This is a genomic window from Paraburkholderia sp. CI2 (assembly GCF_014201055.1).
Lineage (GTDB): Bacteria > Pseudomonadota > Gammaproteobacteria > Burkholderiales > Burkholderiaceae > Paraburkholderia > Paraburkholderia tuberum.
The window spans coordinates 130,797-143,822 of the sequence record NZ_JACHDL010000017.1 but is presented as its reverse complement, the minus strand read 5'-3'; the positions used below and the strand labels follow the sequence as shown (position 1 = coordinate 143,822).

The window sequence follows — 13,026 nt, the reverse complement described above, 5'->3', positions numbered from 1 at the left end:
TGACGCAAAAAACGATTGTCGATTTTACCTGCGTTAGCCACCGCACGTAGATCAACCAAATGGCCTGGTCCAAACAGCCAGGGTCGGATCGCCCGAAACGCGCATTGAGCGCGGTTCTCGGGTGACTGAACACTGTTCATAATTACAAAAAGTTATCATTCTTGAATTCTATAGTGTTGACGATCTATAAAACCGTGCATAGAATCCGTCCACATTGGTTGCAGGGCGTTAACCTTTTTACCGTCGCCCCCGGTCCTCAGACGCAACGCGTCACCGTTTTGCTTCCCTGCAGGGTAGAACGGCATTATTGAAGTCCCTCACCAGCGTCCACCAACGCTGGTTTTTCGCGTGGGAGCCAAGCCCGATACACATCGAGTATGTGTGGGCTGTTTTTGAGATGGCTCCCCAAACGGTATTTGTTGCCGTTTTCCCGACGTCGCTGCTGCCCAACCAGAGAGCACGCGATGTCTTGACTCTGCGAGCGCGCCGTACCGCCTGATTTGTCCCGGCGGAGTTCGCGGATCATGCAAGATGGGAGATCTGAATGAACGCCTGGTTATCGTGGCGTCCTGATGGGCGTATTGCGCAGGTTGTGCGCGGTGCGCTGCGCAGCGGGACGCGACTGAGTCATCACCTGTTCAGCATTGTCGGCGGGATCGCCGTGGTGCTGGCTCTCGCACTGTGGCTGATGCCGACCTGGCGCGGCGCGCTCGCCGCGCGTCTGATGCCGGTCATTTCCGCCGCCGTGCAAGCGGGCCCCGCCCGCCTGCTGCAAGGCAATCCGCTGCCCGCCATTGGACCGACCAGAAACGCCGACGCATCCTCCGACGAATCGCTGTCGGCCAATTCGCCGAACATGCTGACCACGCCGAGTCCCACCGATGGCTCGAACGACGGCAGCATGACCCTCACCGCGGCCACCACCGGCTTCGACGGCGCGTTCGACGGCGCCGGCACGTCGGGCACGAGCGCCGCCGCGCTCAACGGCCTCGATCCGCGCACGATGCAGGGCGTCAGCGCGCTCGCACGTCTGATTCCGCAGCAGCGCGTGTCCGCCGACGCACGCGATGACCGCGTGCTCGTGTCGAGCCACGAGCAGGACCTGGTCGCGTCGTACCTCGCGCGGCGTTATCGCGTCGCTCAGGAGCCCGTCGGCGAGCTCGTCAAAGCCGCGTTCGACACCGGCCGCGAAGTCGGCCTCGATCCGCTGCTGCTGCTGTCAGTGATGGCGATCGAATCGGGCTTCAATCCGTACGCCGAGAGCGGCGTCGGCGCGCAGGGCCTGATGCAGGTGATGTCGAAGGTGCATTCGGACAAATTCCAGTATTTCGGCGGCCAACGCGCGGCGCTCGAACCGCTCGCGAACATCAAGGTCGGCGCGCTCGTGCTGAAGGATTGCATCGCGCGTGGCGGCTCGCTGCCGGGCGGCCTGCGTCTGTACGTCGGCTCGACCGCGCCGGATGACGGCGGCTACGGCGCGAAGGTGATGGCCGAGCGCGGTCGTCTGCGCGACGTCGCGCGCGGCCGTAAGGTGCCGATCAATGCGCCGCAAGCTCCGGTGCTGACCGCGTCGGCCACGCCGGCGCCAGCCGCGGCGACGAGTGGTGGCAACGGCAAGCGCGTTCAGGTGACGCTGCAAGGCGGTCACGCGCTGAGCCCGGCGACGTCGGCGGTGCACACGCAGCCGGCCGATCAGGACGACGCGAGCGCCAATTCGACGACGCGCCACGTGGCGTCGGAGCTGGGGGCTTGAGTTAGACGTTGCCGTGCCGCATGAAAACAAGGACACCCGAGGGTGTCCTTTTTTGCGTCTGGCAGGCCGGTCGCTGCCGAATCAATCCCGATGCGTCAATGCCGCCCGAACAGCTTTGCCAGCCGCTCGACCGCCTCTTCGAGCTTTGGATACGCGGTCGCATACGACAGCCGGATGTAGTCCTTCGGCGCGTGCGTGCCGAAGTCCATGCCCGGCACCAGCACGACCCCGGCATCGTGCAGCATCGCCTTCGTGAGCGCCGCGCTGTCGCCGGCCGCCGGATGCGCGACGCCACGGCAGTCCGCGTACACGTAGAACGCGCCGTCCGGCATCACCGGCACGGAGAAGCCGAGCGATTCGAGCGCCGGCGCGATGAAGTCGCGGCGTCGCTTGAATTCGAGGCGCCGCGCTTCGTAGATCGCGATCGTCGCCGGCTCGAAACAGGCGAGCGCCGCGTGCTGCGCGAGCGCCGACGCGCAGATGAACAGATTCTGCGCGAGCTTTTCGAACGCGCTGACCAGCGCGGGCGGCACGACGAGCCAGCCGAGGCGCCAGCCGGTCATGTTGAAGTACTTCGAGAAGCTGTTGACGGTGACCACGTCGTCGCCGAACGACAGCGCCGACACCGGCTTGGCGTCGTAGCTGAGGCCCTGGTAGATCTCGTCGACGATCGTGAAGCCGCCGCGCGCGCGCACGGCCTTGACGATGCGCTCGAGTTCGGCCGGCTCGATCGACGTGCCGGTCGGATTCGACGGCGACGCGAGCAGCACGCCGCGGGTGCGCTCGCCCCACAGGCGTTCGACGTCGGCGGCGGTCAGCTGGAAGCGCTCGGCCGGCCCGCTCGGCACCATCACCGGCTTGCCTTCGGCGGCGATCACGAAATGGCGGTTGCACGGATAGCACGGGTCGGGCATCAATACTTCGTCGTCGCGATCGACGAGCGCCGCGCACGCCAGCAAGAGCGCGGCCGATGCGCCCGCGGTCACCACGATCCGCGCCGGATCGACGTCGACGCCGTAGAACTCGGCGTAATGCGCGGAAATCGCATCGCGCAGCGCGTGCACGCCGAGCGCGCTGGTGTACTGCGTGACGCCGCGGCGCAGCGCGCTCGCGGCCGCCTCGATGACCGGCTCGGGCGCCGTGAAATCCGGCTCGCCGATGCCCATGTGAATGATGTCGCGCCCCGCGCGTTCGAGCAGCACGGCCTCCTTGGCCAGTTCCATCACGTAGAAAGGCTGGATGGCATCGACGCGCGCGGCAAGCCGCACGAGAGGTTCGGTCACGGAGTTCATACGGTCAGTCCAGTTCAGAAGCAGGACGGCGCCTACCCATCAAATGATGCGTTCATCGATGCGCGCAGCGCCGTCCTTGCGGGCGATCGAGGTGCTTCGCCCTGTGCAGTGCGACGTGGCAGGGAGCCGATGCGCGGCATGGCCCCACCGGCGCCGCGCTCAGCTCTTGCGAGCCGCCTGCGTCTCGGTGGCGCGCAGTTGCGCCGAGAGCTTGTCGAGCACGCCGTTCACGTACTTGTAGCCGTCCGAGCCGCCGAACGTCTTGGTCAGCTCGACCGCTTCGTTGATGACCACGCGATACGGAATGTCGACGTGATTCTTCAGTTCGAACGCGGCGACCAGCAGCACCGCGCGTTCGACCGGCGACAGTTGATCGATCGGACGGTCGAGGCACGGCGCGATCGCGGCGGAAAGTGCTTCGGAATCGCGCATCACGCCATGCAGGATCGCGTCCAGGTGCTCGTGATCGGCCTTGTCGTAACCTTGCGCGCCGCGTAGTTGCGCGTCGATCTCAACGCCGGGCGAGCCCGACAGCAGCCACTGGTAAAGCCCCTGCGTGGCCAGTTCGCGGGAGCGTCGGCGTGCGCTCTTCATGCCTCTTCCTCGTCGTCTTCGTCTTCATCTTCGTCGTCATCGCCGCCGAGCTGCTCGAGCGCGACCGCGAGGTTCGCCATTTCGACAGCCACGCGCGCGGCGTCGCGACCCTTCTCGGTCATGCGCGCGACGGCTTGCTCGTCGTTCTCGGTGGTCAGCACCGCGTTCGCGACCGGAATGCCGAAGTCGAGGCCGATGCGCGTGATGCCCGCGCCGCTTTCGTTCGAAACCAGCTCGAAGTGGTAGGTCTCGCCGCGGATCACCGCGCCGAGCGCGATCAGCGCGTCGAATTGCGCGCTTTCCGCGAGCTTTTGCAGCGCGAGCGGGATTTCCAGCGCGCCCGGCACCGTGACGAGCAGCACGTCTTCGCCGGTCACGCCGAGGCGTTCGAGTTCTTCGATGCAGGAGTCGGCGAGGCCGTTGCAGACGGGTTCGTTAAAGCGCGCCTGGACGATGCCGATGCGCAGTCCGTCGCCGTCGAGATTCGGTTGGTATTGTCCGATTTCCATATGAATTCCGTAGTGTTTGAGTGGGCGCGAGGCGCGTGAGTGGCCGGATCAGAGTTGCGGGGCTTGCGTTTTGCTGCCGGGCATCGGAATGAAGCCCGTGACTTCGAGACCATAACCCGACATGCTGCCGAGCTTGCGTGGGTTCGACAGCACCTGCATCTTGCCGACGCCGAGTTCGCGCAGAATCTGCGCGCCGATGCCGTAGGTCTTGAAGTCGACCGGCCGGCGCTTCAGCGCGTCCGCTTTTTCCTTCGAGTCGAACGCCTTGAAGACGTCGATCAGATGGTCTTTCGAGTCGCCGCAGTTCAGCAGTACGACCACGCCGAGATCGCGTTCTGCGATTTCCTGGATGGCCGCGTCCAGCGTCCACGAATGGGTGGATTCGCCGACTTCGAGCAGATCCAGCACCGACAGCGGCTCGTGCACGCGCACCGGCGTGTCGCGATCGGGCATCGGCGTGCCGCGCACCAGCGCGATGTGCGGCTGGCCGCTCGGCTGATCGAGATACATGACCGCGCGGAACGCGCCGTGCGCGGTTTGCATCGTACGTTCGCAAACACGCTCGACGATCGACTCGGTGCGGCTGCGATAGTGAATCAGATCGGCGATCGTGCCGGTCTTCAGGCCGTGCTCCTTGCCGAACTCGAGCAGGTCCGGCAGACGCGCCATCGTGCCGTCGTCCTTGATCACTTCGCAGATCACCGCGGCAGGCGTGAGGCCCGCGAGCCTCGTGAAGTCGCAGCCGGCCTCGGTATGGCCGGCGCGCACCAGCACGCCGCCCGGCTGCGCCATGATCGGGAAGATATGGCCCGGCTGCACGATGTGCTCGGCCTTGGCGTCCGGCGCGACCGCGGCCGCGATCGTGCGGGCCCGGTCGGCCGCCGAGATGCCGGTCGTCACGCCTTCGGCCGCTTCGATGCTGACCGTGAACGCGGTGCCGTACTGCGTGCCGTTGCGGTAGGTCATCAGCGGCAGGTTCAGCTGCTGGCAGCGATCCTGGGTCAGCGTCAGGCAGATCAGGCCGCGGCCGTAGCGAGCCATGAAATTGATCGCTTCCGGAGTGACAAACTCGGCGGCGATCACGAGGTCGCCCTCGTTTTCGCGGTCTTCTTCGTCGACGAGGATCACCATCCGGCCGGCTTTCAGTTCGGCAATGATCTCTTGGGTGGAGGCGAGCGTCATGTTGGCGAGTTTTTCGGGAAAGCGCGTATTTTACGCCACGCGCGAGCCCAAGTCGCCTCCGCCAGACGACATAGGCCGTTTGGCCGACTGTGACGAGCCGGGCGGGGTTGCCATGCTCGTCGAAACGGTGGGCGCGCGCGCGAGTGGCGTTGGTGGCAACGCGAAGAGTGCTCCAGCGCGGCCCGCTTTTACGGATTGCAATAGTGCGGAACGGTACTTGCGACGCAGCAGGCAGTTTCGTCTCACTACCACCCGGAGACCGGAATGTCGGGGACCGTCGGCTGTTGCATCAATGAAGGGCGTCACGCGTGCGCGCAAGGAGCGCGTCGATGAAGCGCGGCGCCACGAGCGGGGGCTCGTCGCAAGCGCCCGTGAGCGCGCTGCGCGCGAGCGCGTACCGCATTCCGACCGACGCGCCGGAGGCCGACGGCACGTTCGCGTGGGACGCGACCACGCTGGTCGTCGTCGAGGTCGACGCGGGCGGCCACACCGGCACCGGCTACACGTACAGCGATGCCTGCATCGTCGCGCTGATCCAGGGCGCGCTCGCCGCCTGCGTGCTGAATCACGACGGATTGGACGTCGGCGCGCATTGGCAACGGTTGCAGCGCCAGGTGCGCAATCTCGGCCACGCGGGACTGGCCGCGACAGCCATTTCGGCAATCGACTGCGCGCTGTGGGACCTGAAGGCGAAGCTGCTCGGCGTGCCGCTCGTCGGGCTGCTCGGCGCGTTGCGCCCGGCCGTGCCGGCTTACGGCAGCGGCGGCTTCACCACGTATACGAACCAGCGCTTGCAGCAGCAGTTCGCCGGCTGGGTCGCGCAGGACGGCTGCCGGTGGGTAAAGATGAAAATCGGCAGCGAGCCGGACAAGGACCCGGCGCGCGTCGCGGCGGCGCGCGCGGCGATCGGCGGCGCGGGCCTGTTCGTCGACGCCAACGGCGCGTTCACGCCGCAACGGGCGCTGTACTACGCGCAACGTTTCGCCGAGCACCAGGTGAGCTGGTTCGAGGAGCCCGTGTCTTCGGACGACGAAGCGGGCCTGCGCGGCGTACGCGAGCGCGTGCCGGCCGGCATGGAGATCGCCGCCGGCGAATACGGCTACACGCTCGACGACTTCCGCCACCTGCTCGCGGCGGGGGCCGTCGACGTGCTGCAGGCCGACGCGAGCCGTTGCGGCGGCATCACCGGCTTCCTGCAGGCCGCCGCGCTGTGCGACGCGTATCACGTGCCGCTGTCCGCGCATTGCGCACCGGCGCTGCATCTGCACGTCGCGTGCGCGGCGCCGCGCTTGCGCCATCAGGAGTGGTTCCATGACCACGCCCGGATCGAAGCCATGCTGTTCGACGGTGCGCCGCGGTTGCGCGACGGCCAGATGGAGCCGGACCTGTCGCGGCCCGGTTGCGGGCTCGAGTTCAAGCATGGTGACGCCGAGCGCTATCTCATCAAATAAAACAGGCCACGACAAGGAAGCGATATCGATGGGCTCTTCACGCGTACCCGGATTGCTGTACACGGCGGCGGCGGTGACGGCCGTCGCGGCGTTGGCAGCGCGCGGCGCGGGAAGACCTGGGTCGCATCGTGAACGGCGTGAGAGCGGCCCGCAACACCACGAGCGTCGGGCATCCGTGACGTTCCCGACGTGTGCCGCCCGCAGCCATCAGCGCGCGCCGGCGCGCGTGCACGCGAGCGAACCCACCGCCGAGGTGGAGGCACACGTCGAAGCGGCCCGCACCTTCAACCACAGCTCCGCGCTGCTCGCGCTGTCGGTGCTCGCCGACAGCGCGATGGAGCACTACCGCGGCTCGTTCGACAACCCCGCGATGTTCACGCCACTCGTCAGCGCGAGTCTGTCGCTCGCCGCGGGCCTGCATGGTGGCGCGGATCGTCGCGGCCAGACGCATCGCGCGCGCCGTGCGATCTATCTGAGCGCGGCCGCGACGGGCATCGCCGGCACGGGCTTCCATTTCTACAACGTGATGAAGCGGCCGGGCGGCTGGAGCTGGAACAACCTGTTTCACGCGGCACCGCTCGGCGCGCCGATCGCGTTGCTGCTGTCAGGCGCGCTCGGTGCCGTCGCCGAACGCTTGCGCGACGAGCCCGCAGACGACCCGCAACTGCTCGGCATGCCGGCCGGTCAGGCGCTCGGTCTGCTGGTCGCGGCGGGTCTCGTCGGCACGGTGGGGGAGGCCGCGCTGCTGCATTTTCGTGGCGCGTTTCAGCATCGCGCGATGTACGCGCCGGTCAGCATTCCGCCGATCACCGCCGCGCTGCTCGCGCATGCCGCGCTGTCCGCGCCGCGCGAGCGCTGGTACACGCGGCTCTGGTTACACATCACGACCGTGCTCGGCTTTGTCGGCGCGGGTTTTCACGCGCGCGGGATCGCGCGTCGTCAGGGCGGCTGGCGCAACTGGAGCCAGAATCTGTTCGACGGGCCGCCGCTGCCCGCGCCGCCGAGCTTTTCCGCGCTGGCGCTCGCCGGGCTCGCCGCACTGCGTCTGCGGGAGACTGAAAAATGACCAACCGACCACGCTCGACCCGAGTTACCCGCTATCCCGGCTACGACGTGCTCGACAAACGCACGACGCCGTCGTGGGACGCGCACACCCGCGCGGTGATCGCCGAACGCCTCGCGACACCGCTCGAGCCGCGCTTTTTCAACGCGGTCGAATGGCTCGCGGTCACGTCGCTGTGCGCCCGCATCGTGCCGCAAGCGAATGCGCAACCGGTGGTGCCGCTCGCCGCGCTGCTCGACGCGCGGCTCGCCGGCAATGGCAACGACGGCTACCGCGACGCCCGTTTGCCGCCGATGCGCGACGCCTGGCGCATCGGCCTCGCCGCGCTCGATGCCGAGTGCCGCGAGCGCGGCGGCCTGCCGTTCGCGAGCCTCGCGGAGGACACACAGATCGCGCTGCTCGGCGAGATGCAGCGCGGCGAACTGACGAACCCCGCGTGGCGCGGCATGCCGTCGAAGCTGTTCTTCGGCGAGCGCGTGCTGCACGACATCTGCGGCCTCTACTACTCGCACCCGCACGCGTGGAATGAGATCGGCTTCGGCGGCCCGGCGAATCCGCGCGGCTATGTGCGCATGTACCTGAACCGGCGCGATCCGTGGGAGGCGGTCGAAGCGACGCCCGACACCCATGAGCAGGCCGCGAAGGAGAACCGCCGTGTCCGATGACGCGCAGCAACGGCCGCGCGGCAAGGACGGCCGCGCACCCGACGTGTTCCAGCGCGGCGGCTGGGTGCCGATGCGCACGTACCCTGACGGCGAGGAGGTCGATTTCGCGATCGTCGGCACCGGCGCCGGCGGTGGCACGCTTGCGTGCCGGCTCGCGGAAAAAGGCTTCAAGGTCGTCGCGTTCGATGCCGGCGCGTGGTGGCGTCCGCTCGAAGAGTTCGCGTCTGACGAAGCGCATCAGGAAAAACTGTTCTGGACCGACGAGCGCATCTGCGACGGCGACAATCCGCTGAAGCTCGGCAACAACAACAGCGGCAAGGCGGTGGGCGGCAGCACGGTCCATTTCGCGATGGTGTCGCTGCGCTTTCGGCCCGCGTGGTTCAAGTCGCGCAGCGTGCTCGGCTATGGCGCCGACTGGCCGCTCGACTGGCGCGAGATGTGGCACTACTACGGCGAGGTCGAGGACGCGCTGAAAATCTCCGGACCGGTGAACTATCCGTGGGGGCCGAAGCGGCCGCGCTATCCGTATCGCGCGCATGAGCTGAACGCGGCGGCGCTGGTGCTCGCGCGCGGCGCCGAGGCGCTCGGCATCGGCTGGAGCCCGACGCCGCTCGCAACCCTCTCCGCGCCCCGTGGCCGCGCGCATCCGTGCGTGTACCGCGGCTTTTGCGTGTCCGGCTGCGCGACCAACGCCAAGCAAAGCGCGCTCGTCACGTGGATCCCGCGTGCGCTGCGAGCCGGCGCCGAGGTGCGCGATCTGGCGATGGTCGGCCGCGTCGTCACCAACGACGCGGGGCTCGCCACCGGCGTCGAATATCTGCGCGAAGGACGCTGGCGATTCCAGCGCGCGAAGCACGTGGTGGTGGCCGGCTACGCGATCGAAACGCCGCGCCTGTTGCTGATGTCGGCCAACAGCCGCTTTCCCGACGGACTCGCGAACAGTTCGGGACTCGTAGGCAAAAACCTGATGGCGCAGTCGAATCAGGCCGTCTACGGCACCTTCGATGAAGACATCCGCTGGTACAAGGGACCGCCGTCGCTCGCGCTCACCGAGCACTGGAACTACGAAGACAAGGGCAAAGATTTTTTCGGCGGCTACTGCTACATGAGCCAGGGGCCGCTGCCGAACGGATGGGTCGCGGTGCAGAACGGCCGCGGCTTGTGGGGCGACGCGCTCGGCGCGGAGATGCTCAAGTACAACCACCAGGCGGGGCTGAAGATCGTCGGCGAGATGCTGCCGCAGCAGCGCAACCGCGTGACACTTGCCGACGAGAAGGACCAGTACGGGCTGCCGATCGCGCGCGTCACCTATTCATGGTGCGACAACGACAAGCGGCTCATCGCGCATTCGCTCGACTTCATGGAACAGGCGCTCGCGGCCGCCGGCGGCAAGGAGATCTGGCGCGAGACCGACGACACCTGCCACCTGAACGGCACCGCGCGCATGGGTGACGATCCGTCGACGAGCGTCGTCGACGCGGACTGCCGCAGCTGGGACATCCGCAACCTGTGGGTGTGCGACGGCTCGGTGTTTCCGACCGTGGGCGGCGTGAATCCGTCGCTGACGATTCAGGCGATCGCGTGTCGCACCGCCGAGCGCATCGCCGCGCTGGCCGCGCGCGGCGAGTTGTAGCGGGAGTGTTGCCCACGCGCATGAGCCACAGTCCGGAACGATGGAGTACTCACTGCGCGATCCGGCTGGTTACACAACATGCTCTCCATGCATCGAACATTGACCCAAGTCATGTTTGAGGCGCAAAAGCGGCCTCTTTTTCGATGCCCCACCTGCATGGTGCAATGCAAAATCCATAGAAAGGCCGGGCTTGCTGACCTCACCATACCCTGCAGGTATGAAATAGGACAGGAAAAGTATTGGACGGGCCAAACGGGCGAAGGGTATAAAAACATCCAATGAACTCATTTCTCGACGCAGCCGCCATGATCCAAGCGACCATCGAACGTATCGAAACCCGCCTCGTCGATCTGCCGACGATCCGCCCTCACAAGCTGTCGGTCGCCACGATGTACGGGCAGACGCTGATGCTGGTCAAGGTGTACTGCAGCGACGGCATCGTCGGGATTGGCGAAGGCACCACGATCGCCGGCATGGCCTATGGCCCGGAAAGCCCCGAAGCAATGAAGCTCGCGATCGACGCCTACTTCGCCCCGGCGATGATCGGCAAGGACGCGACGCAGATCCAGGCGCTGATGGCGCACCTCGGCAAGCTGGTCAAGGTCAATCATTTCTCGAAGAGCGCGCTCGAAACCGCGCTGCTCGACGCGCAAGGCAAACGTCTCGGCGTGCCGGTGAGCGAACTGCTCGGCGGCCGTCGCCGTGAGCGCCTGCCGGTTGCGTGGACGCTCGCGTCGGGCGATACCGCGAAGGACATCGCCGAAGCCGAGCACATGCTCGACGTGCGCCGCCACAAGGTCTTCAAGCTGAAGATCGGCGCGAAGGAACTGAAGACCGACATCAAGCACGTCGCCGAGATCAAGAAAGCGGTCGGCGAGCGCGCCGCGGTGCGCGTCGACGTGAACATGGCGTGGAGCGAGACCCAGGCCGCCTGGGCGATTCCGGCGCTGGCCGACGCGGGCTGCGATCTGGTCGAGCAGCCGGTCGCGTCCGCCGCGGCGCTCGCGCGACTGATGCGCCGCTTCCCGGTCGCGCTGATGGCCGACGAAGTCCTGCAAGGCCCGGACAGCGCGTTCGAGATTGCGAAGAACGGCGGCGCCGATGTGTTCGCGATCAAGATCGAACAGAGCGGGGGCCTGTTCGCCGCGCAGCGCGTGGCCGCGATCGCAGATGCCGCCGGCATCGAGCTGTACGGCGGCACGATGCTCGAAGGCGCGTTCAGCACGGTGGCGTCGGCGCATCTGTTCGCGAGCTTCGCGAATCTGCAATGGGGCACCGAGCTGTTCGGGCCGTTGCTGATCACCGAAGAAATTCTGACCACGCCGCTCGACTACAGCGACTTCGAACTGACCGTGCCGAACGGCCCGGGTCTCGGCATCGAACTCGACGAGGCGAAGGTCGAACGATTCACGCGAGACGGGCTGATGAAGGTCACCCGCTAAACGGATTTCGAACAAGAGGATTCAACGATGCTTTTCCATGTGCGAATGGACGTGCACCTGCCGGTCGACATGCCGGCCGAAGTGGCGAACGAAATCAAGACCCGCGAGAAGGCTTACTCGCAGGAGCTCCAGCGTAGCGGCAAGTGGCGTCATATCTGGCGCCTCGTTGGCGAGTACGCGAATTACAGCATCTTCGATGTAGAGAGCAATGCCGAACTTCACGACATTCTGTCCGGCTTGCCTCTGTTCCCGTACATGAAGATTTCGGTGACGCCTCTGTGTCGTCACCCGTCGTCGATTCGGGACGGCGACATCTGAGCCCAGGGGCCAGGCGCTTTTGACGGCGAGCGCATCCAAAGCCATCTTTTCCCCCTATACCAACTGGAGACAGTCATCGTGAGCGTCAAAGTATTTGAAACCAAAGAAGTGCAGGATCTGCTGAAAGCCGCTTCCAACGTGGATGCCGGGAATGGCAACGCGCGTTTCCAGCAGATCGTTTTCCGTCTGCTGGGCGACCTGTTCAAGGCAATCGATGACCTCGACATCACGCCCGACGAAGTCTGGGCCGGCGTCAACTATCTGAACAAGCTCGGTCAGGACGGCGAAGCGGCGCTGCTCGCGGCCGGCCTCGGTCTCGAGAAGTATCTCGACATCCGCATGGACGCCGAGGACAAGAAGATCGGTCTCGAAGGCGGCACGCCGCGTACGATCGAAGGCCCGCTGTACGTCGCCGGCGCGACGGTGCGCGAGGGCGTCTCGAAGATCGACATCAACCCGGACGAAGACGCGGGCCCGCTCGTGATTCGCGGCACGGTCAAGGATCTGGACGGCAAGCCGGTCGCCGGCGCGGTTGTCGAGTGCTGGCACGCGAACTCGAAGGGCTTCTACTCGCACTTCGATCCGACCGGCGCGCAGAGCGACTTCAACCTGCGCGGCGCGGTGAAGACCGGCGCCGACGGCAAGTACGAGGTCCGCACGCTGATGCCGGTAGGCTACGGCTGCCCGCCGCACGGCTCGACGCAGCAGCTGCTGAACGTGCTGGGCCGTCACGGCAACCGTCCGGCGCACGTGCACTTCTTCGTCAGCAGCGACGGCCATCGCAAGCTGACCACGCAGTTCAACATCGAAGGCGATCCGCTGATCTGGGACGACTTCGCGTATGCAACGCGCGAAGAGCTGATTCCGCCGGTCGTCGAGAAATCCGGTGGCGCGGCGCTGGGCCTGAAGGCCGATACGTACAAGGAGATCGAGTTCAACTTCACGATCACGCCGCTGGTCCAGGGTAAGGACAACCAGCTCGTCCATCGTCTGCGCGCTTCGGCCGAAGCGTAATCGCACGAGGCGGCGCCGTGGCGACACGGCCGCCGTCTTTCGTTGCCAACGGCCGGTGATCCTGCCGGCCGAATCCCTGAAGCGTCGAGGAGTTGTGACGCCGGACAACG

General features: G+C 66.4%; 12 protein-coding genes. 8 read left to right on the top strand and 4 right to left on the bottom strand.

Annotated elements, in window-relative coordinates:
- The first annotated feature begins 544 nt into the window (after positions 1 to 544).
- A complete protein-coding gene (locus HDG32_RS22905) occupies positions 545 to 1,753 on the top strand; it encodes a transglycosylase SLT domain-containing protein (RefSeq protein WP_184070885.1) in 1,209 nt (402 codons plus the stop codon).
- Positions 1,754 to 1,848: 95 nt separating this feature from the next.
- Here the strand turns inward: HDG32_RS22905 and HDG32_RS22900 are convergent, their stop codons facing one another.
- From HDG32_RS22900 to ribBA, 4 genes are all read right to left on the bottom strand, one after another.
- Positions 1,849 to 3,045, bottom strand: a complete 1,197-nt coding sequence (locus HDG32_RS22900; protein ID WP_184070883.1) for a pyridoxal phosphate-dependent aminotransferase — start codon at positions 3,043 to 3,045, stop codon at positions 1,849 to 1,851.
- Positions 3,046 to 3,204: 159 nt separating this feature from the next.
- Positions 3,205 to 3,639: a transcription antitermination factor NusB gene (nusB, locus tag HDG32_RS22895; protein ID WP_184023246.1), complete on the bottom strand. Its 435-nt coding sequence runs from the start codon at positions 3,637 to 3,639 to the stop codon at positions 3,205 to 3,207.
- Complete coding sequence (ribH, locus tag HDG32_RS22890; protein ID WP_013090228.1) at positions 3,636 to 4,148, bottom strand: 6,7-dimethyl-8-ribityllumazine synthase; 513 nt, start codon at positions 4,146 to 4,148, stop codon at positions 3,636 to 3,638. The genes nusB and ribH overlap by 4 nt, the downstream gene beginning before the upstream one ends.
- 48 nt (positions 4,149 to 4,196) lie before the next feature.
- Complete coding sequence (ribBA, locus tag HDG32_RS22885; RefSeq protein WP_184023248.1) at positions 4,197 to 5,330, bottom strand: bifunctional 3,4-dihydroxy-2-butanone-4-phosphate synthase/GTP cyclohydrolase II; 1,134 nt, start codon at positions 5,328 to 5,330, stop codon at positions 4,197 to 4,199.
- Between the two features lie 329 nt (positions 5,331 to 5,659).
- On the opposite strand from ribBA, the gene HDG32_RS22880 reads away from it, so the two are divergent.
- The 7 genes from HDG32_RS22880 (at position 5,660) to catA (ending at position 12,916) form a co-directional block, all read left to right on the top strand.
- Complete coding sequence (locus tag HDG32_RS22880; RefSeq protein WP_184070881.1) at positions 5,660 to 6,781, top strand: enolase C-terminal domain-like protein; 1,122 nt, start codon at positions 5,660 to 5,662, stop codon at positions 6,779 to 6,781.
- Between the two features lie 28 nt (positions 6,782 to 6,809).
- Positions 6,810 to 7,847, top strand: coding sequence for a hypothetical protein (locus tag HDG32_RS22875; protein ID WP_184070879.1), 1,038 nt, complete (start codon positions 6,810 to 6,812; stop codon positions 7,845 to 7,847).
- On the top strand, positions 7,844 to 8,509 hold the full coding sequence (locus HDG32_RS22870; RefSeq protein ID WP_184070877.1) for a gluconate 2-dehydrogenase subunit 3 family protein: 666 nt from the start codon (positions 7,844 to 7,846) through the stop codon (positions 8,507 to 8,509). Before HDG32_RS22875 ends, HDG32_RS22870 begins: the two co-directional genes overlap by 4 nt.
- The gene (locus HDG32_RS22865; RefSeq protein WP_184070875.1) at positions 8,499 to 10,142 is read left to right on the top strand and encodes a GMC family oxidoreductase; all 1,644 of its coding nucleotides are present in this window, start codon (positions 8,499 to 8,501) and stop codon (positions 10,140 to 10,142) included. The genes HDG32_RS22870 and HDG32_RS22865 overlap by 11 nt, the downstream gene beginning before the upstream one ends.
- A gap of 305 nt (positions 10,143 to 10,447) precedes the next feature.
- Positions 10,448 to 11,584: a muconate/chloromuconate family cycloisomerase gene (locus tag HDG32_RS22860; RefSeq protein WP_184070874.1), complete on the top strand. Its 1,137-nt coding sequence runs from the start codon at positions 10,448 to 10,450 to the stop codon at positions 11,582 to 11,584.
- A 27-nt stretch (positions 11,585 to 11,611) separates the two neighbouring features.
- Positions 11,612 to 11,902, top strand: a complete 291-nt coding sequence (catC, locus tag HDG32_RS22855) for a muconolactone Delta-isomerase (RefSeq protein ID WP_090801477.1) — start codon at positions 11,612 to 11,614, stop codon at positions 11,900 to 11,902.
- Between the two features lie 78 nt (positions 11,903 to 11,980).
- Entirely contained in the window at positions 11,981 to 12,916 is a 936-nt protein-coding gene (catA, locus tag HDG32_RS22850) for a catechol 1,2-dioxygenase (protein ID WP_184023266.1), read from the top strand.
- Positions 12,917 to 13,026: the final 110 nt, after the last annotated feature.